The organism is Kribbella pittospori (genome assembly GCF_004331465.1).
In the GTDB taxonomy this organism is placed as follows: domain Bacteria; phylum Actinomycetota; class Actinomycetes; order Propionibacteriales; family Kribbellaceae; genus Kribbella; species Kribbella pittospori.
Map to the genome: position 1 here is coordinate 59,470 of NZ_SJKB01000003.1, position 19,883 is coordinate 79,352.

The 19,883-nt window shown below is 67.4% G+C and carries 18 protein-coding genes and 1 pseudogene; 9 read left to right on the forward strand and 10 right to left on the reverse strand.

What is annotated here, in order from left to right:
• The first annotated feature begins 62 nt into the window (after positions 1 to 62).
• From pdxS to E0H73_RS10690, 4 genes are read left to right on the forward strand one after another with little or no spacing between them, the layout of a single operon-like run.
• On the forward strand, positions 63 to 986 hold the full coding sequence (gene pdxS / locus E0H73_RS10675; protein ID WP_131353483.1) for a pyridoxal 5'-phosphate synthase lyase subunit PdxS: 924 nt from the start codon (positions 63 to 65) through the stop codon (positions 984 to 986).
• 17 nt (positions 987 to 1,003) lie between these two features.
• On the forward strand, positions 1,004 to 1,549 hold the full coding sequence (locus E0H73_RS10680) for a DUF6891 domain-containing protein (protein ID WP_238163931.1): 546 nt from the start codon (positions 1,004 to 1,006) through the stop codon (positions 1,547 to 1,549).
• A complete protein-coding gene (gene pdxT / locus E0H73_RS10685) occupies positions 1,546 to 2,139 on the forward strand; it encodes a pyridoxal 5'-phosphate synthase glutaminase subunit PdxT (RefSeq protein WP_131353485.1) in 594 nt (197 codons plus the stop codon). Before E0H73_RS10680 ends, pdxT begins: the two co-directional genes overlap by 4 nt.
• A gap of 33 nt (positions 2,140 to 2,172) precedes the next feature.
• Entirely contained in the window at positions 2,173 to 2,934 is a 762-nt protein-coding gene (locus E0H73_RS10690) for a YebC/PmpR family DNA-binding transcriptional regulator (RefSeq protein ID WP_131353487.1), read from the forward strand.
• A gap of 42 nt (positions 2,935 to 2,976) precedes the next feature.
• Here E0H73_RS10690 and E0H73_RS10695 read toward each other — a convergent pair whose 3' ends face one another.
• The 10 genes and pseudogenes from E0H73_RS10695 to E0H73_RS10735 form a co-directional block, all read right to left on the reverse strand.
• On the reverse strand, positions 2,977 to 5,634 hold the full coding sequence (locus E0H73_RS10695; protein WP_238163932.1) for an exo-rhamnogalacturonan lyase family protein: 2,658 nt from the start codon (positions 5,632 to 5,634) through the stop codon (positions 2,977 to 2,979).
• 5 nt (positions 5,635 to 5,639) lie between these two features.
• The gene (locus E0H73_RS10700) at positions 5,640 to 8,009 is read right to left on the reverse strand and encodes an exo-rhamnogalacturonan lyase family protein (RefSeq protein ID WP_337590318.1); all 2,370 of its coding nucleotides are present in this window, start codon (positions 8,007 to 8,009) and stop codon (positions 5,640 to 5,642) included.
• 57 nt (positions 8,010 to 8,066) lie between these two features.
• A pseudogene (locus E0H73_RS48225) lies at positions 8,067 to 8,217 on the reverse strand (RIFT barrel domain-containing protein); the annotation flags it as partial.
• On the reverse strand, positions 8,214 to 9,101 hold the full coding sequence (locus E0H73_RS10705) for a carbohydrate ABC transporter permease (RefSeq protein ID WP_131353491.1): 888 nt from the start codon (positions 9,099 to 9,101) through the stop codon (positions 8,214 to 8,216). The pseudogene E0H73_RS48225 and the gene E0H73_RS10705, both read right to left, overlap by 4 nt.
• A 9-nt stretch (positions 9,102 to 9,110) precedes the next feature.
• On the reverse strand, positions 9,111 to 10,106 hold the full coding sequence (locus E0H73_RS10710; protein ID WP_131353494.1) for an ABC transporter permease: 996 nt from the start codon (positions 10,104 to 10,106) through the stop codon (positions 9,111 to 9,113).
• A gap of 3 nt (positions 10,107 to 10,109) precedes the next feature.
• The gene (locus tag E0H73_RS10715; RefSeq protein WP_131353496.1) at positions 10,110 to 11,660 is read right to left on the reverse strand and encodes an extracellular solute-binding protein; all 1,551 of its coding nucleotides are present in this window, start codon (positions 11,658 to 11,660) and stop codon (positions 10,110 to 10,112) included.
• A complete protein-coding gene (locus E0H73_RS10720) occupies positions 11,657 to 12,286 on the reverse strand; it encodes a YesL family protein (protein WP_131353498.1) in 630 nt (209 codons plus the stop codon). Before E0H73_RS10720 ends, E0H73_RS10715 begins: the two co-directional genes overlap by 4 nt.
• A gap of 192 nt (positions 12,287 to 12,478) precedes the next feature.
• Entirely contained in the window at positions 12,479 to 13,192 is a 714-nt protein-coding gene (locus tag E0H73_RS10725; RefSeq protein WP_131353500.1) for a DUF1961 family protein, read from the reverse strand.
• Positions 13,189 to 14,247: a LacI family DNA-binding transcriptional regulator gene (locus E0H73_RS10730; RefSeq protein ID WP_238163933.1), complete on the reverse strand. Its 1,059-nt coding sequence runs from the start codon at positions 14,245 to 14,247 to the stop codon at positions 13,189 to 13,191. The genes E0H73_RS10725 and E0H73_RS10730 overlap by 4 nt, the downstream gene beginning before the upstream one ends.
• 1,012 nt (positions 14,248 to 15,259) lie before the next feature.
• Entirely contained in the window at positions 15,260 to 15,727 is a 468-nt protein-coding gene (locus tag E0H73_RS10735; RefSeq protein WP_131353502.1) for an NUDIX domain-containing protein, read from the reverse strand.
• A gap of 124 nt (positions 15,728 to 15,851) precedes the next feature.
• Between E0H73_RS10735 and E0H73_RS10740 the strand changes: the two genes are divergently transcribed.
• From E0H73_RS10740 to ruvB, 5 genes are all read left to right on the forward strand, one after another.
• The gene (locus E0H73_RS10740) at positions 15,852 to 16,313 is read left to right on the forward strand and encodes a hotdog fold domain-containing protein (protein ID WP_131353503.1); all 462 of its coding nucleotides are present in this window, start codon (positions 15,852 to 15,854) and stop codon (positions 16,311 to 16,313) included.
• 43 nt (positions 16,314 to 16,356) lie between these two features.
• Positions 16,357 to 17,514, forward strand: coding sequence for a GNAT family N-acetyltransferase (locus tag E0H73_RS10745; protein WP_238163976.1), 1,158 nt, complete (start codon positions 16,357 to 16,359; stop codon positions 17,512 to 17,514).
• A 76-nt stretch (positions 17,515 to 17,590) separates the two neighbouring features.
• The gene (gene ruvC, locus E0H73_RS10750; protein WP_131353507.1) at positions 17,591 to 18,187 is read left to right on the forward strand and encodes a crossover junction endodeoxyribonuclease RuvC; all 597 of its coding nucleotides are present in this window, start codon (positions 17,591 to 17,593) and stop codon (positions 18,185 to 18,187) included.
• Positions 18,188 to 18,212: 25 nt separating this feature from the next.
• Positions 18,213 to 18,815: a Holliday junction branch migration protein RuvA gene (ruvA, locus tag E0H73_RS10755; RefSeq protein WP_131353509.1), complete on the forward strand. Its 603-nt coding sequence runs from the start codon at positions 18,213 to 18,215 to the stop codon at positions 18,813 to 18,815.
• A 3-nt stretch (positions 18,816 to 18,818) separates the two neighbouring features.
• Positions 18,819 to 19,865 (forward strand): Holliday junction branch migration DNA helicase RuvB, encoded by a 1,047-nt coding sequence (gene ruvB, locus E0H73_RS10760; protein ID WP_131353511.1) that lies wholly within the window; start codon positions 18,819 to 18,821, stop codon positions 19,863 to 19,865.
• Positions 19,866 to 19,883 lie beyond the last annotated feature (18 nt).

Genomic DNA, 19,883 nt, shown 5'->3' on the forward strand with positions numbered 1-19,883 from the left:
ACTGAGGATCGGTGCCCACTGCCCCCTAATCTGGAGGGGAGCCCCACGACCAGGAGGATGTAGTGACCGAGAACCAGACCCCCCAGACCGGCCCTGTGACCGGCCCTGAGACCGGCACCGCGAAGGTCAAGCGCGGCATGGCCGAGATGCTCAAGGGCGGCGTGATCATGGACGTCGTCACCGCCGAGCAGGCCAAGATCGCCGAGGACGCCGGTGCGGTCGCGGTGATGGCGCTGGAGCGGGTCCCGGCCGACATCCGCGCGCAGGGCGGCGTCTCGCGGATGAGCGACCCGGACATGATCGACAGCATCATCAACACTGTCTCGATCCCGGTGATGGCCAAGGCCCGGATCGGTCACTTCGTCGAGGCGCAGGTGCTGCAGAGCCTCGGTGTGGACTACATCGACGAGTCCGAGGTGCTCACCCCGGCCGACTACGCGAACCACATCGACAAGTGGCAGTTCACCGTGCCGTTCGTCTGCGGTGCGACCAACCTGGGCGAGGCGCTGCGCCGGATCACCGAGGGTGCCGCGATGATCCGCTCGAAGGGCGAGGCCGGCACCGGTGACGTGTCCAACGCGACCACTCACATGCGCCAGATCCGCCAGGAGCTCCGCAAGCTGCAGGGCCTCCCCGAGGACGAGCTGTACGTCGCCGCCAAGGAGCTGCAGGCGCCGTACGAGCTGGTCAAGGAGGTCGCACAGGCCGGCAAGCTCCCGGTGGTGCTGTTCACCGCCGGTGGCATCGCCACCCCGGCCGACGCCGCGATGATGATGCAGCTCGGCGCCGAGGGCGTGTTCGTCGGCTCCGGCATCTTCAAGTCCGGCAACCCGGCCCAGCGCGCCGAGGCGATCGTCAAGGCCACCACGTTCCACGACGACCCCGACGTGATCGCCAAGGTCTCCCGCGGCCTGGGCGAGGCCATGGTCGGCATCAACGTCGACGAGATCCCGCAGCCGCACCGGCTCGCCGAGCGCGGCTGGTGACCAACAGCCTGCAGTCAGTGGACGAGCGGACCGCGCGGGAGCTGCGCGGCCTCGCTCGCGTCCTGGTGCGGTCCGGGTACGCCGACCACGCGGCCATCACCGCTGCGCTGACGGAGGCGGTCCAGGAGGACGCTCCGTCGATGGACGCTGCCGCTCTGGTGCCGCTGCTCATCGGTGAGGCCGTGATGGACCTGAACGCCGAGTCTGCCGAGTGGCCGGCGGCGACGGATCCGGACCGGCTGGACGCCGTACTCTCCGAGCTCGAGAAGCTGGGACTCGTGGTGGTCCGGTACACGTCGGACCACCACGCCGCCCGGCAGGCGCTCGAGGCAGCTCCGGATCCCAAGGGGCTGGTGTTCTTCACCGACACCGACGTCTGGCACGCGGTCGACTTCAGCATGCTCGAGCTCAAGCTGTGGCACCCGGACACCGCGAACGTCGCACCTGGTGAGCCGCTCCTGGAGGACGTACTCACGCTGCTGCACGAGCACGACCTGCCCGCCACGTTCGACGAAGGCCGCATCGAGGTCACGCTCGACTGGAAGCGAAGGGTGACGCTATGACAGTCATCGGTGTGTTTGCGTTGCAAGGCAATGTGCGGGAGCACGTCGCGATGCTGACCGAGGTCGGTGTCGAGGCGCGGCCGGTCCGGCGTCCGTCCGAGCTGGAGCAGGTGGACGCGCTGGTGCTGCCGGGCGGCGAGTCGACCACGATGGACAAGCTGGCCCGGGCGTTCGAGCTGTTCGAGCCGCTGCAGAAGCGGATCGCCGACGGGATGCCGGTCTTCGGCACCTGCGCCGGGATGATCATGCTGGCGAACGAGATCACCGGCGGGATCGAGGGTCAGGAGACCCTCGGCGGACTCGACGTGACGGTACGCCGCAACGCGTTCGGGCGGCAGGTGGACTCGTTCGAGGCGGACCTGGACTTCGCCGCGTTCGACACGCCGTACCACGCCGTGTTCATCCGGGCACCGTGGGTGGAGCGGGTCGGACGGGATGTCGAGGTACTCTCGACGGTGAGCTCGGGCCCCGCCGCGGGTAGGATCGTCGCCGTTCGCCACGATCGGCTGCTGGCCACGTCGTTCCATCCGGAGATGACCGGGGACGCCAGGCTGCACGGCTACTTCGCCGAGCTGGTCCGCGGCCTCTGAGTCGGTAGCAGCAGTAGAAGGGTTGGGTTCGCCATGTCAGGCCACTCCAAGTGGGCCACCACGAAGCACAAGAAAGCCGTCATCGACGCGAGGCGCGGCAAGCTCTTCGCGAAGCTGATCAAGAACATCGAGGTGGCCGCCCGGATGGGCGGCGGCGACCCTGGCGGGAACCCGACCCTGTACGACGCCATCCAGAAGGCGAAGAAGTCCTCGGTCCCGAACGACAACATCGACCGCGCGGTCAAGCGTGGCTCCGGTGCCGAGGCCGGTGGCGCGGAGTACCAGACGATCATGTATGAGGGCTACGGCCCGAACGGCGTGGCGATGCTGGTCGAGTGCCTCACCGACAACCGCAACCGCGCGGCGGCGGATGTCCGGACGGCGATGACGCGGAACGGCGGCTCGCTGGCCGACCCGAACTCGGTCGCCTACATGTTCAACCGCAAGGGCGTCATCGTCGTGGCCAAGGACCAGGACGGGAAGTCGCTGTCCGAGGACGACGTGATGGAGGCCGTGCTCGAGGCCGGTGCCGAGGAGGTGAACGACCTCGGCGAGTCCTGGGAGGTCGTCACCGAGGCCACCGACCTGGTCCAGGCCAGGACCGCACTGCAGGGCGCGGGCATCGACTACGACTCGGCCGACGTCCAGTTCGTCCCGTCGATGACGGTCGAGCTGGACGCCGACGGCGCCGGCAAGATCTTCCGCCTGATCGACGCGCTCGAGGACAGCGACGACGTCCAGAACGTCTACGCGAACTTCGACGTCTCCGACGAAATCATGGCCGAAGTCGGCTGACACAGCCAACGGAGGGCGCGGGAATCCCGCGCCCTCCGGCCTTTACGGATTGACGATCTGGTCGCCGACCAGCGCGAGCGTCTGGATGGCGGCCAGGCCGTAGAGGGCCGTGGTGTTGGTCGAGACCCACTTGGCGGCCTGAGTCGGGTTGAGCGTCGACTTCACCTCTTCGGAGGCCCATGGGAGGTTCGGGCCGTAGCCGTCGCCGGTGTAGAACTCCTTCCACGCCCGCGCGGCCAGGTCGTCGCGATCCAGGCGTACGGCGGCGTACGCGGTGAGCCGGGAGTGGCCCTGGCGGAGGATCAGGTTGCCGAAGTACGCACCGCACTCCGCCGTCTGCTCCTCCCGGGTGGCGTTGAAGAGACGGCAGTACTGCAGCCAGGCCGCCTCGAACGCCGGCATGTCCACCAGGTCGATGATCTCGGCGCAGATCTCCACCTGGCCGAACATCGCGCTGAGGTGCGACACACTGACCGTCTTCGCCGTGACCGGCGCGAACCGTCCGGTGTCCAGGTCGTACAGACCGCCACCGGTGACGAAACCGTTCGGCATCGCGCCGATCGTCTCCATCGTGCCGAGAAGCTTGCTGTGGGCAACGTCCGCCTTCGGCCCCTGCCGCTCCCATTCGGTCAGCCAGGCGGCAGCCAGACCGCTCCAGTCCGTGCCGAGACCGATCGCGAGCGCATGCGGGTCCGGCTCGTACGGCTCGGTCCTGATCTTGCGTAGCGGGTCCAACACCAGGAACGTCTGGTCGGAGTCGACCAGCTCGGACAACAGATCGCCAGTGCGCTCGTCGGCCGTGAGGTAGTAGTAGAACCGCCGGTAGATCGCCGTACTGATGCGCTGCTGCTTCGCGCTGTCCGCCCAGTGCTGTACGCCGTGCCGCGTACCCAGACCGGCCCACTGCCCGAGGTGATAGACGTCGACCTCGCCGGTATGACGGGTCATCGCTTCCGCGAACCGGAAGATGTCGGCCCGTCCGGAGCGCAGGAACGAGTACCAGAGCCACAGATCCGGTGACAGTTCCGAGTTGTCCCACGCATACCCGCCGACGTCGTACCGCCAGACCAGCCGGTCCTCGTCGAACGTGTGCATGATGTCGCCGTAGTCCCAGAACCCGTACCAGTGCCGCGACTCGACCTGGCCCCGGTAGAAGTCGAAGAGGAAGTCCAGGTGGTCCTCGATCGCCTTCTTCGCCGGCACCGAGCGGTCGACGGGCGAGACGAGCCCGCCGAAGACGCGCGTACTGATGAGCTGATCCACCGGATTGATCAGCTGCGGGGGAGTCCGCACCTGGTCGGCCAGGTCGCCGAGCCGGGCGGCCGTCGGCGTCGCCGCAAGCGCCCAGAAGGTGAGCTCGGACGTCCGCGCGATCCCGTACGGCGTACCGAACTTGGGCTCGTAGTCCTCGTAGGTGATCTCGAGGGCGTCCAATTGCTCCGGATACGTGTCCTCGCCCATGCCGTCGTGGTAGAACCGCGTGTCCATCGCGCCGGCGTCCGGCGACCACAGCCACACAGTGACCTCGGCCTCCTCGGTGAACGCACCCCGGATGTCCAGTTGCGTGGGGTGGCGCTGCCAGAAGTCCCTGAGACCGAAGGCGAACCCGCCGCTCACGCCACCGACGTACCCAAGGCCCGACGCGCGTCCGCCTTGGTCGACCGAGACCCAGCCGTACCCCTGCTTGGTCCGCTTCTTCACCGTGAAGCCGTCGGCGTTCAGCTGGCTCAGCGTGTAGTCACCCCACTCGGGGATCCACTTCAGCCGCGTCGTCACCCGCTGGTCCCAGGTGGCCGGATCGGGCAGCTTGGTCCCGGCGATCTGCGCAGCGCGGACGGTGGCACCCGGGTCACGCCGCAAACCGGTGATCCCCTTCACCGCCTCGGAGACCATGCCATGACCCTCGCCGACGAACCGGACATGCCGGTCGTACGCCGCATCGCGCATCGGCACCCGGAAGCGCACCCCGAGGCCCGCGATGTAGTCCTGCTGCCCATCGCGGTCGTACACGAACGTGTGCACCATCCGGACGTTCTCCGCACCGGCCACGAAGTACAGCCGGACCGAGAACGGCAGCCAGGTCTTGCCCTTCTTCGACTTGTGCCGGCCCTCGATCCGGACCACCGCACGGACCGGGCCGGACTGCTCGACGGTGACGCGCGTGATGTCGCTCTCGTAGCGTTCGCGGACGCTGCCGCCTTCCTCGTCCTCGGCGATCTTGTCCTGCTTCAGGTTGACGAGCTGACCTTTGCGCGCGATCAGCACGTCACCACGCCAAATGTGACTGATCAGCTCCGGACCGCTCTTGCGGATCCGGGTCTTGATCACCCCCGTGTCGACATCGACGTACGTCTTCTCGTTCTTGACCGTGACCGGTTGCGGCGGTGCGGCTGCCGTACCCGGGCCGAGGGTGTACGACTCCGCCGGGGCGTCCACTGCGATGGCGTGCGCGCTCCACTTGAGCGAGCCGTCCGGCCAGTAGGCAGTCGGCCAGCTCTGCACGGGTACGGCGCTGCCGTCGGCGGCCTTGAGCGCGAAGGTTTGGTCTGCAGGTACGGCGCCCTTCGGCCACGGCGTACCCCAGGTCGTGACGGCAGCCGTGGTCGGCTTGCCCTCCAGCCAGCTGAGCTTCACTTCTGGTACGTCGGCCACCGCCGTGGAGCGGGTGTCGAGCAGGGACGCCGCGGGGACAGCGGCCATACCTGCTAGGACTGTACGTCGGGAGACCTCCATGCCTTTCCACCTCTGTCGTATCGGTGTTCGGGGATCAGGGACAGGTTCTGGATCGCTGCGAGTGCGTACTGCGACGCGGAGTTGGTGCTGACGAAGGCGGCCTCCTCGACCGGCATCAACGCACCGTCGACCTGGGTCGTCTTCCAGTCCGTCTCCCGTTGCAGAGCACTGCGGTAGAGCTGGTCGCCATCGCCGACGAAGAACTTGCGCCAGGCCAGCCGCGCCAGCTCCGCGTCGCCGGTGCGGGCGGCGGCGTACGCGGCGAGACGGCTGTGCGCCTGGACGAGTGCGATGCCTTGGAGTGGGTGGCCGACCTCAGCGGTCTGCTCCTCCGGTGTGGCCAGGTAGAGCCGGCAGTAGTCCAGCCACGCCTTCTCGAACCCGGGTACGTCGAGGTCCAGGTCGATGAGCTCCGAACAGATCTCGGGGAGCCCGAAGAGCGAGGACAGGTGTGAGACCGCGATGCCGCGCCGGCTGGTGTCGAAGCGACCGGTGGACAGATCCAGCCGCCCGTTGCCGGTGAGGAAGCCGTAGTGCATTGCTGCGATGTCGGCCATCGTTCCGACCAGCCGCGCACGGGCTCGCTCGTCGCCGTGCCGCTCCCACCGCGTGAGCCAGGCCGCAGCGAGTGCACCCCAGTCCACACCGAGCTCGACCGAGAGCGCATGCGGGTCGGGGGCGTAGACGTCGGGTCGCACCTTGCGCTGAGGGTCGACGACCAGCAGCGTCTCCTCGACCGCCGCCAGCTCGTCCATCAGGTCACCGGTCCGCTCGTCCGCGGTCAGGTAGTAGTAGAAGCGCCGGTAGAGCGCACTGGAGATGCGGACCTGCTTGCAGCTGCAGCCCCAGTGCTGCACGTTGTGCCGCGAGCCGAGGCCCTTCCACCGACCCAGGTGGAACACGTCGACCTCGCCGGTATGCCGGGTCATCGCCTCGGCGAACCGGAACACGTCCGCCCGGCCGGTCCGCAGGAACTGGTACCAGAGCCAGAGGTCCGGCGACAGCTCCGAGTTGTCCCACGCGTAGCCGCCGACGTCGTACCGCCAGGTGTGCCGATCGCGGTCGTAGGTGTGCATGACGTCGCCGTAGTCCCAGAAGCCGTACCAGCGCCGGTCCTCGCGCTGGCCGACGTAGTACTGGAACAGGAAGTTCAGCCGTGCCTCGATGTCCTGGTCGTCGGCGGTGGGCAGACTCCAGCTGCCGAAGACACCGGCCTCCAGGAACCGTGCCGGCGCGGCCGCGAGCAGACCGGGGGAGTTGAGCAGGGCAACGTGCTCGGCGAGGTCGTCTGCCGACGGAGTGGTGTCGTGGACTCGCAGCGTCAGCTCGTGCGTCCGGGCGATTCCGTGCGCGTTGCCGAAGCCTGGTTCGTAGTCCTCGTAGGTGATCTCGAGACCTTCGAGCTGCTCGGCGTAGCTGTCCTGGTCCATGCCGTCGTGCCAGTAGCGCACGTCCATGGCCGGCGCGCTGGGCGACCACATCCACATCGTCGCGGTGGCTACGTCCGTGGCCGCGTTGCGGATGTCCAGGCGAGTCGGGTGCAGCTTCCAGAAATCGCGGAGTCCGAATCCGAGTCCGCCGCTGGCACCGCCGACGTACCCGTAGCCGGGTGACCTCGTCCCGGCTGGGATGGTGACCCAGGCGTGCTCCGATCCGGTGCGCTTGCGGAGGGTGAAGCCGTCGGCGCTGCTCTGGTCCAGCGTGTAGTCGTTCCACTGTGGGATCAGGTGGAGCCGGTCCGACACTTCGGGGTTGGGGATGTCCTCGATCGCTCGCCCGGCGACCTGTGCGCGACGTACCTCTTCACCTGGATCGCGGCGCAACCCGGTCAGGCCGCGGACTGCCTCGGTGAGGAATCCGGACGGCCCGGCCAGCCGGATGTGCCGGTTGTGCGGCTCGTCGCGCATCACCACGTCCGCACTGAGACCCAGCCCGGCCAGGAAGTCCCGATCCGGCTCGCCGTCCCAGATGAAGCTGTGCACGATGCGTACGTCGGTCGCACCGGCATAGAAGTAGAGGCGGACCGAGAACGGCAGCCAGTCACCGTGCTTGCCATCCAGCTTGACGACGGCTCTCACGGGCCCGTCCTGTTCGACAATGAGATTGTCAACAATCGCCGTCGTCTGCACGCGATTGTGGGTCAGATCCTCGTCCGGCGCGTCCTGGCGAATGCTGACCAGCCGGACGTCGCGTACGACCTCCTGGTCGTTGTAGACAATCGACGCGATCAGGTGCGGCTTGGTGAGCGTCCACGTGACCTCGCCGGTGGTCACTCGCACGCCGTCCGCAGTCCGCTCGACCTGGACCGGCGTACTCGGCGTCGTCGGCTCTTGACCCGGCACAAGCTCGTACGACGACTCCGGGTGCTCAGCCGGCCCGATCGCGTGGGCCGACCATTTGATCGAGCCGTCGGGCCAGGTCGCGGTGGTCCAGCTCTGCACCGGCGGCCAGGGCGAAGTGTGTGCCCTCGGCAACGGTACCGCGCGGCCAGGGGACACCCCAGGAAACACCTTGCCGGCAGGGAGTTTCCAGCCATTGCAGTGTTGTCATTCTTTCACCGATCCGATCAGGACGCCTTTGGCGAAGTGCTTCTGCAGGAACGGGTAGAAGAACAGGATCGGCAGCGTCGCGACCACCACGACCGCGAACTTCAGGCCCTGCTCGGGGAATGTGACGGTCTCCAACTGCTGCAGGACGTTCGCCGAGTCCGCGTTCGCCGCGGTCAACTGGCGGACGATCATCTGCAGCGTCCATTTCCTGCTGTCGTCGATGTAGAGCAAGGGCGACATGTAGTCGTTCCAGATGCCGACCGCGTAGAACAGCGAGAACGTCGCGATGATCGGCTTCGACAGCGGCAGCACGATCCGCAGGAACACGTTCAGCTCGTTGCATCCGTCGATCCGGGCCGCTTCCTCGAGTGCCTCGGGCAACTCCTGGAAGAAGCTCTTCACCACGATCAGGTAGAACGGGTTGATCGCCAGCGGCAGGATCAGCGCCCAGTAGCTGTCCAGCAGACCCAGATCACGCACCACCAGGTATGTCGGGATCATGCCGCCGCTGAACACCAGCGTGAAGATGACCAGGTTCAGCATCAGCGCGCGGCCGGGCAGGAACCGCTTGGCCAGCGGATACGCCATGGTCAAGGTGAGCGCCAGCTGGATCACCGTGCCGACCGCGGTCACGGCGATCGTGGTCAGCAAGGCGCGGACGAAGGTGTCGGTCGAGAAGATGTAGTGGTACGTGTCGGTCACGAACCGGTGCGGCCACAAGAAGAACGGCCGCGAGCTGATCTCGGACTCGGTCGCGAACGATCCCGCCAGCACGTACAGCAGCGGCAGGACCGTGACGATCGCCAGACCGGTCAGCAACACGACATTCAGTACGTCGAACACCCGGCTGCCGACCGAGTCGTAGTACCGGACCCGTTGTTTCATGTCTTCTCCTCAGAACAGCCCACGCTGGCCGAGCCGCTTGGCCAGCAGGTTGGAGCCGAAGATCAGGACCACGCCGATCACACCTTTGAACAGGCCGACGGCGGTCGCGTAGCTGAACGAACCCTGGGTGATGCCGATGTAGTAGACGAAGGTGTCGAAGACGTCGGCGACATCGCGGTTCAGCGATGTGGTCATCAGCCAGATCTGCTCGAACCCGGAGTCCATCAGGTGGCCCGAGGTCAGGATCGCCATCACCACGATCGTCGGCCGGATCGCCGGCAGCGTGATGTGCCAGAACTGCCGCCATCGGCCGGCGCCGTCCACCCGGGCCGCCTCGTACAGCTGCGAGTCGACCCCGGCGAGCGCGGCGAGGTAGATGATCGTGCCCCAGCCGGTCTGCTTCCACAGCAACTGCATCACGATCAACGGCCGGAACCAGTCGGCCTGTGCGACGTAGTCGGTCTTCTGCCCGCCGACCAGACCGTGGATCCAGTTCGCGATGACCCCGAAGTCCACCGAGAACAGCAGGTAGGTCAGCGACGCGACGATCGTCCAGGAGAGGAAGTGCGGGATGTAGATCAGCGACTGCACCGAGCGCTTCAGCACGCGGACCCGGAGTTCGTTCAGCATCAGCGCGACAACGATCGGCGCCGGGAAGACGAAGACTATTGTCAACAATGCGAGCAGCAGAGTGTTGAACATCAACCGGCCGAAGTCCGGTCCGGTGAACAACTCCTGGAAGTGCTTCAGGCCGACCCACTCACTGCCGGAGTACCCGAGGAACGGCACGTAGTCCTTGAACGCGATGGTCAGGCCGTACATCGGCAGGTACTTGAAGACGATGAAGTACACCAGCCCGGGCAGCAGCAACAGGTAGAGCCAGCGGTAGCGCAGCAGGTCCCGCCACAGCGGCACCGGCCGGGGGCGCCGCTTGCGGCGCGGCGCCTCCGGGGTGGCCTCCGCCGAGGGCGGCACCACCTGGCTCGGGACCAGATCGGTGGCCATCTGTCAGCCGCCGGCCTTGGCGGCCAGGTCGTTGACCTCCTGGGCGATCTGCGTGCCGCCGCCGTCGTACCAGCGCTTGATCTGCGCCTTCAGCTGGTCCTCGGTGATCGCACCGGACAGGTACTTGATCCGGGCGTCCGGGATGATCGTGTCCAGCGTCTGGCCCTTCGAGACCGCGGTCGGCGCGACGATGCTGAGTGCCGGGTTGAAGACTGCCGTCTTCAGGTCCTCGTTCATCAGGACGTCGAAACTCTCCCGCATCGCCCGGCTGGTGGCGTCGTTCGGCCGCGGCTGGTACGCACCGATGCCGACGCCGGCCCGGGTGCCGAGCTGGATGAAGGCCTTGTCCACGTCGTTCTGGATCGCCTTGACCTTCGGATCGGTTTCGTTGATCGGTACGGCGTACTGTCCGTCGGCCTTGAAGTTGCGGCCCTCGATGCCGTTGGCCAGCAGGACCGAGCCTTCCTTCGACTCGAGCTTGTCCAGCGTCTGCAGCACCTGGTCGAGCTGCTCGTCGGTCCGCACGTGCTGCTTGGAGATCGCGATCACCATGTTGTAGCCGGTGAACGGGTAGGAGTGCTTCTCGCCGTCCGGGCCCTTCAGGTTGCCGACCAGCGTGACCTTGTCGAAGTCCTTAGGGTTCTTCTCCTTGAACAGGTCCAGCAGCTGGGTGGCGCGGACGTTGACGTCGATGATCATGCCGCCCTTGCCCTGGACGAACGGGTCGTTCCAGTTCGCGCTGTCCAGGGTGGCGAAGTCCGGATTGACCAGGCCTTCGGTGACCCACTTGCGCAGCCACGCGTTGGCAGCCAGGAACTCCGGAGTGTCGAAGCCGGGGACCAGCTTGCCGTCGCGCTCACCCCAGCCGTTCGGGGCGCCGAACCAGGTCTCGACCACGTCGTACGGGCTGGCGCTGGCGTAGTTGCCAGGCCACTTCGGGATGATCAGGCCGTAGGTGTCCTTCTTGCCGTTGCCGTCCGGGTCCCGCTCGGTGAACGCCTTGGCGATCGCATAGAGGTCGTCGACGCTCTGGGGTTCCTTGAGCCCGAGCTTGGCCAGCCAGTCCTTGCGGATCACGATGCCGGACCGCAGCAGCGGACGGTCCCGGTAGATGCCGTAGGTCTTGCCGTTGGTCTGTGAGTTCTTCGCCCGCTGCTCGTTGTCCGGCTTGAGGTTCGGGTACTTGTCGAGCTTGCCGGTCAGGTCCCAGAACGCGCCGGCCTCGGCCGCCTTGAGGAACGCGGGGCCCTTCTCGTTCACCACCATCACGTCCGGGATCTTGTCCGAGGCGAAGGTGACGTTCGACTTGTCGCCGTACTCGGCGTTCGGCACCCAGGTGATCTTGAGCTTCTTGCCGATCTGCTTCTCGACGGCCTGCTGCAGCTCGCCGCTCGGATCGGGTGCGGTGCCGAACAGCGGCGCCATCACGGTCAGCTCGTTACTGGCCGCCTGGCCTTTGCTGTCGTCGTCGCCGCCGGAGCAGGCAGACGCGGCGAGCAGTGCCGTCGAGGCGGCGACTGCGACGGCGAGACGCCGTCGGGAGAAGATGGTCATGAGTTCCCTTTCAGGTGCAGGCGCGCCTCGTTCTCGGCGAAGAAGCGCAGGCAGAGCCAGGTGTTGAGCTGGATCCAGCCGCCGCCGGCCAGCACGATCCCGAGAACGGGGAACCGGCTGGAGACGTAGGCGATGGACACCGCGACGAACAGCAGGACCAGGGACGAGGCCGGCCGCGCGAGCGCGACCAACGATGCCTTGGGCAACAACTCGCGGACCTTGAGGTCGTAGTGCACGGCCATCGGGAGCAGGTAGGCCGCGATCACACCGAGCGCGACCAGGGCTACGAGGCTGGCCAGCCGGGGGAGTGACGCCTTGGTCCCGAGCGACGCGAAGTACAGGTAGTTGCCGATCAGCAGCACCGCGGCCGCGACCAGCGGGAGTACGACGAGGCAGCCGCGGCGGAACTCGCGGCGGAACGCCGTACGGAAGGCAGGTAGAGCATGAAACGATTCACCAGAAGACCTGCGTCTGGCCAGTGAATATGCTGCGAGCGTCGCCGGGCCGATACCCAGCGCGACACCGCCGACCAACGTGAAGCCGATCCACAGCGCGTTCAACTTGATCGCCCAGACGACCTCGTCCGCGGCCTCGTACAGCCGGATCGACCAACCGGTCGCGCTCATCATGGGCCGCCATCAGGCCGGCGGAAGGCCTTGTCAGGTTGATGATTCATGCGGATCCCTGCCTTGTGACGAGGGTGATTCGGGCGAAAAGTGATGTGACCATATGGTTGAATCGTCTCAATTGTCAACGGCTGGGAAAGCGTTTGTCAGAGAACGGTCAGGCGGGGGCGTGCGGACTGCTTGAAGTCGCAGTCAGGAACGGGAAATCCGCAGGTTCGCGTACTCGCCGATGAGTGGCGCCATCTGGCGGAAGCCGAGCCGGCCGCCGGCCAGCGGCTGGTCGTCGTACCACTGGAAACTGACCAGGTCGTTGATCGCGAACGTGATCTCGCCGCGATGGACCGAAAGCCTCAGTTTGTAAGGACCTTCGGCGTCGAGAACGCCGGGGATCGGGTCCGCGCCCTGGGCGACGAGGTGGAAGCCGTAGCTCTTGCGCAGATTGCAGGTGTGGAACGCGCGCTCGGCCGGCCAGCGGCGGCGGTAGTACGAGACGTGGTACGTGTCCAGGTCGCCGTGGTGGTACTGCTCGTACGGGCCGGTCCTCGGCGCGAGGTCGAAGAGATCCTCGCCGTGGCGGCCCTTCGCGTGGAAGAACAAGATGCAGAGGCCGGGCTCGCGGATCGGCCAGAAATCCCACTCCACGGTGATGTCCGGCGGGAAGTCCTCGGGACACCACAGCACGACGTTCGCGTCCTGTCCGTCCTCGGGTGGTCGCGTGCTCTCCAGCCGCAGGCGACCGAGCGGGAACGAGACGGCCCCGTCACCCTCGAGCCGAAAGCCGTCAAGATCGGCTTCAGACGCGAGCGGGTTCTCGTACAGCACCGGCGGCGCTTGGGTCTGGTCGTGCGGGAGAGGCGGCGTGTGCTGCGCTGGGGTCTGGTCGTCCGGCGTCTGCTGCGCGTTCATTTGCTGCGCCGGGTGTGGTCGCTGGATTCGCGGACGATCAGGTCGGGCTGGAAGATCACCTGCCGGTGCCGGTGCTGCTCGGCCGCCTCGACCTCTTCCTGCAGCAACTCCATCGCCGACCGCCCGAGCATCTCGGCCGGCTGCCGCACAGACGACAGCGGTACGGCGGCCGCCCGGGCGAAGTCGATGTCGTCGTACCCGACGATCGCCATGTCGCGGGGAACCTGCAGTCCGGCGACGGACATCGCCTGCAGGAAGCCGAGGGCGAGCAGATCGTTGGCCAGGAAGGCCGCGGTCGGCCGGGACCGTGGTGGCAGCGCCGCGATCTTCTCGCCGATCACGCGACCCTCCACGACACCCATCACGTCGACCTCGTACCGCTGCAGTTCAACACCGTCGGCCCGCTCGACCGTCGAGGCGAACCCGGCCATCCGGTCGGAGACCTGCTGCATGGTGAAAGGCCCACCGATAAAGGCGATCCGGCGATGCCCGGACTCGATCAGGTGGTTCCCGGCAAGACGTCCGCCGAGCTGATCATCGACCGACACCGAGCAGAACCCGCGATCCGCAGCACGGTCCACGAGGACAACCGGCGTACCGCGCGACACCAACGCCGTCAGCCGTGGATCGTTGCTGTCGAACGGGGTGATCAGGATGCCCATCACACGCTGCTGCTCGAGCTGGTCGAGGTGGTGCCCTTCGCGGACCGGATCGGTCTTGCTGTTGCAGAGCATCACCACGGTGTCGTGCTCGTAGGCGAGCGCTTCGGCGCCTTCTGCGAGGTCGGTGAAGAACGGGTTCGCCACGTCGAGCACGACCAGGCCGACGGTCCGGCTCTTGCCGGCGCGCAGGTGACGGGCGGCCTCGTTACGCACGAACCCCAGCGCGCGGATGCTGTCCTGCACGCGCTGGCGGGTCGCGGGAGCCACGATCCACGGCCGATTCAGTACGTTGCTGACCGTCCCGACCGACACACCCGCGCGATGCGCGACCTCTTTGATGCTGGGCGTTGCCATCGTCCCCCGGTCGCGGCCGTAGATCCTCGTCACAACCACTCTATCCACCCCACGATTGAATCGTCTAAATCCCTCCGCCCCAACGGACACCACCCCGGCTGCTGAAAGGACACCGCTTCGGGGCGGCTGCCTTTCTGGCCGCCTCCTGCGACGAACGGCCGACCGGTGATCCGGGTGGGGGATCGGCGGACAGCACTACGTCGGGTGCAAAGGACACCGCTGCGCGGCGGCTGTCTTCTGGCCGCCTCCGGCGGCAAACGGCCGACCGGTGATCCGTGTGAGGTGATCGGCGGACAGCACCCCATCCGGGATGGAAAGGACACCGCTGCGCGGCGAACCGCCGACCGGTCTCACGCGCGAGGTGATCGGCGGATGCACCGCCGGTCGGACAGGAGAGGACGCCGGTTTGTCGTGGCTGTCCTCTGGCCGGGCGCCGTACGTACGGACAGGAGGTAGTCCAAGAATCTGAGATTTGACTCGGTCCGCTGAGCGGGTGGCGGCGACTCGCGGTCGACTACCTCATGTCCTCAGGTACAGCTCGGCCGTCGGACGTGCCAACGGACAGGCGCGGGTGAGCTCAACGGCCACGACACCGCCGGCCGGTCGGAAGGGACACCGCTTCGCGGTGGTTGACTCTCTGGCCGGCGACCGCCGGCGGTGACGACACAGAGGAGGTGGTCGATGGAGGTGCACCGCCCCCGGCGAGCGAGCGAACCCAGACGGCCGCCGCTGCCAGCTGGACGGGATCGGAGTGTTCGCGGTGGTTGTCCTCGGCCGCGCCGTACCTCAGAACAGGAGGTAGTCCGAGGATCTGGGCTTTGGGTCGGCCTGCTGAGCGGGCGGGTGTGGCTCGGTGCCGACTACCTCCTGTCCCGAGGTACGGCTCGGCTGTCGGACGTGGTCGATGGATGGGCGCGGGTGAGGTGGTGGGCGGGAGGCAGTAGCTGTCGGGTATGAGAGACAGGCTCGGGGGCCGGGGCGGAGTTGTGGGGGGCGGAAGGGCGAACTGCTTGTGGTCATCGGCCCGGGGACAACCACCGGCGTCGGGGGACTAGTCGACGTGGGAGCGGATGCCGGCTTGGTAGGCGTTGATCTGGCGGAGCATTGAGGGGTGGATGTCCAGGGTTCCGAGGTCTTCGAAGGGGAACCAGGCGACCTCGCTGGCCTCGGCGCTGATGGTTGGTTCGCCGGTGATGGGGCGGCCTATCAGGGTGATCTCGAACTCTTGGCGGGTTTCGCCGTCGGAGTACTTCACGATGTGGCTTGGGTCCGAGTAGATGCCTAGGAGGTCGGTGACCTCGGCTGTGATGCCGGTTTCTTCCCAGCACTCTCTGACTGCGCATTCGCTCGGCGTCTCGCCGAAGTCCTGTGCGCCGCCGGGTAGCGCCCACTGGCCGGTGTCACGACGCTTCTGTAGGAGGAGTTGGCCGGCGTCGTTCACCACGAGCAAGTTGCAGGCCGGGACGAGCGAGTTGGGGGCGGGGGCGTCGGGGTCGCCGTAGTACTCGGTGCGCGTCATTCAGCGTCAACTCCGGGTCGAATTGTCAGCACCAGCGGTTCCGCAGGGCCGTCGCCGAGCGGGCCGCCGCGTGCTATCCAACCCACGCTGGCGGGGTTATGTGACTCGTGGGTAACATCACCGTATGGCGAGTCGGGTGTTGGGGATGTGGGAGCGGTTGCGGGGCCTGCCGGGTGGGGAGCGGGTGTTTTCGCGGGCGTTTACGTGGCAGGCGCCGTACTTTCGGTCTGTTCGGCCGCGGTTCGTGCAGGTGAGTCCCAACTACGCGGCGCTGGTGTTGCCGAAGCGGCGGGCGGTGCAGAACCACATCGGCACGGTGCATGCGATTGCCGTGTGCAACGGTCTCGAGGCGGCGATGGGGGCGTTGGCGGAGGCGACCGTTCCGGTCGGGAAACGCTGGCTGCCGAAGGGGATGGAGGTCGCGTACCTGGCCAAGTCGACGTCCGATCTGACCTGCTCGGCCGAGACGGATCCGGATGCTTGGACGGCGGGGCCGGATGTGCCGGTGCGGGTCCAGGCGACGCGGGATGACGGCACGGTGGTTGTCGAGGGCACCATCCATCTCTGGGTGACGGACCGGAAGTAATGGTGAGCAGCGCGCCGAGGGCTCACGTAGGGTCTTCGGCGTGATGGATGCGCTGCGGGTGGTGGATGTTTCCGAGGCTGATCTGGACTCGGTGTGGGAGGTCCGGCTGCGGTCGTTCGGGCCGGGTGGGGACAAGGACAAGTGGCGCGAGGATGCGCTGCGGTTCATCGAGGACGGCCGGTACGTCGGAGTGGCCGACGGGGATGTCGTCGTCGCGGCGGCCCGGATCTGGCCCTTCCAGCAGTGGTGGGGTGGCCGACGGGTCCCGATGGCCGGTATCGCGGGCGTCGTGGTGTCGCCGGAGTACCGCGGCCGCGGGGTCGGCAGCATGCTGATGCGCGGGGTGCTGCAGCGCAGTGTCGAGATGGGCTGTCCTCTGTCCGGGCTGTATCCGGCGACGACTGTGCTCTACCGGCACCTGGGGTACGAGTTCGGCGGCGGCCGGTACAAGTTCTCCTTCCAGTCCTCCGACCTGCGGTCGCTCGGCGGCAAGGGCGTGGCGCTGCGGAAGGCCGGGCGGGAGGACGCTCAGCTGGCCATCGATCTGGCGAGCAGGGTGCACGAGAGCCGCCGGTCCAACGGTCCGCTGATCTGGCCGCTCGCCCAGGTGGAGTCCTGGCTGGAGGACGAGGCCAACTTCGCGTACGTCGCCGACGACGGTTTCGTCGTCTACAACTGGTCCGAGCAGAACCTGTCCGTCGACGAACTGATCGCCGGATCCGAGGAGACCACGCGGGCGTTGTGGGCGACGGTCGGATCGGGTGCGTCGATCGCCCGCACCGTGCACGCGTACACGCCGCCGACCGATCCGATCAACCTGATGGCCGAGCACGAAGCGGACTCCGCCGCGAACGTCTCGCGCTGGATGCTGAGGCTGCTCGACGCCCCAGCCGCGATCGCGGCACGGGGTTTCGCACCCGGTGCAGCAGTGGAGGTCGGCCTGCGGATCGACGACCCCGACGTACCGGCGAACACGGGCGACTGGCACCTGTCTGTCGCCGACGGCGCCGGCAGTCTCACGTCCGCGCAGCCGTCTGGCGACGCACTGCGCCTCGGCCCGCGTGGACTGGCTGGTCTGTACGCCGGTACGCCGCTGAACACCCTGCGATCGGCGGGACTGGCCACGGGCGCCGGAGCGGTCGATCAAGCGATCGACACGGCCTTCGGCGGCCCCACGGCGTACATGCTCGACTTCTTCTGAGGCGGGGCGGCGCGTCGATTTCCGGGGCCTCGCGGGCGGCCGTTAGGGTTGTCGAACAAACGTTCGGAGGTGATCCATGCGCGTGCTCGGCGTCGACCCGGGATTGACCCGGTGCGGCCTCGGCGTCGTCGAGGGCACCCCGGGCAAGCCGCCGGCGCTGGTCGCGGTCGGAGTGATCCGGACGCCGGCCGAGCTGGACGTGTCCCGGCGGCTGGTGCAGATCGAGGCCGAGCTGGACGAGTGGATCAGCAAGCACCGGCCGGATGCGGTCGCGGTGGAGCGGGTGTTCGCGCAGCACAACGTGCGCACAGTGATGGGCACTGCGCAGGCTTCAGGGGTCGCGATGGTGGTGGCTGCTCGGCGCGGTCTACCGGTGTCGCTGCACACGCCGAGTGAGGTGAAGGCGGCGGTCACGGGTTCGGGACGGGCCGGCAAGGAGCAGGTGACGACGATGGTCACCCGGATCCTCAAGCTGGCCGAGCGTCCGACGCCCGCCGATGCCGCCGACGCGTTGGCGCTGGCGATCTGTCAGGTCTGGCGCGGCGGCGTGACCAGCAAGCTGCAGGAAGCGGCCGCCAGCCGGTCGAATCTGGAGGCCATGGCGCAGGCGCAATCGCGTCTGCAGGTGGCCAGACTGCGTGCGGCAGTGGCGGCCCAGGAGAGCAAGAGATGAGCACGGTCGTGCAAGGAGGTCGGGGATGATCGCGTTCGTGCGCGGCCCGGTGGCGGCAATCGGGGTGGACAGTGCTGTGATCGAGGTCGGGGGACTGGGCCTGCAGGTGTTCTGTCACCCCGGCACGCTGGCGGGGCTGCGTCCTGGGCAAGAGGCGCGGGTGTCCACCTCGATGGTGGTGCGCGAGGATTCCCTGACGCTGTACGGGTTTGCCGACGACGACGAGAAGAGCCTGTTCGAGTTGCTGCAGACGGCGTCCGGTGTCGGGCCGAAGCTGGCGCAGGCCGCGCTCGCCGTGCTCAGCCCGGACCAGTTGCGCCAGGCCGTTGCCTGCGAGGATCTCGCCGTGCTGGTGAAGGTTCCGGGGATCGGTAAGAAGGGCGCGCAGCGGATCGTGCTGGAGCTGAAGGACAAGATCGGTGCGCCGTCGAAGACGGTGACCGGCCGCCCCCTGCAGTCCCAGGAAGCCTGGCGGGATCAGGTGCATGCCGGCCTGGTGGGCCTGGGCTGGTCGACGCGTGACGCGGAGGACGCTGTCACCGCGGTGTCGCCACTGGCTGCCGACAACCCGAACCCGTCCGTTCCCGACCTGCTCCGCGCCGCGCTGCGCGTGCTCTCGAAGGCTTGATGCATGGACGACAACGTCCGGCCGCTGGTGTCCGCGGATGCGGTGGACCTCGAGGAACGCAAGATCGAGTCCGCGCTGCGGCCGCGCACGCTGGCCGAGTTCGGCGGACAGCGTCGCGTTAGTGAGCAGCTCGAGCTGGTGCTGCATGCGGCGCGAGGCCGCAATCGGGCGCCGGATCACGTCCTGCTGTCCGGACCGCCCGGGTTGGGCAAGACGACGCTGGCGATGATCATCGCCAGCGAGCTCTCCGCACCGCTGCGGATCACCAGCGGGCCGGCGATCCAGCATGCCGGTGACCTGGCCGCGATCCTGTCCGGACTGAGCGAGGGCGAGGTCCTGTTCCTCGACGAGATCCACCGGATGTCCCGACCCGCCGAGGAACTGCTCTACATGGCGATGGAGGACTTCCGCGTCGACGTGATCGTCGGCAAGGGCCCGGGCGCGACCGCGATTCCACTGGAGATTCCGCCGTTCACGCTGGTCGGCGCGACCACGCGGGCCGGGCTGCTGCCGGGGCCGCTGCGTGACCGGTTCGGGTTCACCGGTCACTTGGAGTTCTACGAGGCGGCCGAGCTGGAGAAGATCGTGAACCGGTCGGCGGCGCTGCTCGACGTCGACATCACGCCGGAGGGCGCGGCCGAGATTGCTTCCAGATCCCGCGGTACGCCGCGCATCGCGAACCGGCTGCTCCGTCGCGTCCGCGATTACGCAGAGGTGCGGGCCGACGGAATCATCACGCTCGCGCTGTCGAAGGCGGCCCTGGAGCTCTACGAGGTGGACAAGATGGGCCTGGACCGGCTGGACCGGTCGGTCCTGGACGCCTTGTGCCGCCGATTCGGTGGCGGACCGGTGGGTCTTTCCACGCTCGCTGTTGCGGTCGGCGAAGAACGTGAGACTGTGGAGGAAGTGGCCGAACCGTTCCTGGTCCGGTCGGGCTATCTGGCCCGTACGCCGCGTGGTCGCGTCGCCACGCCCGCGGCCTGGCGGCACATCGGCCTGAAAGTCCCGAAGGGCGCGACGTTCGCAGACACGCTTTTCGACGAAGACTGAATACTGTCTGTCAATCGG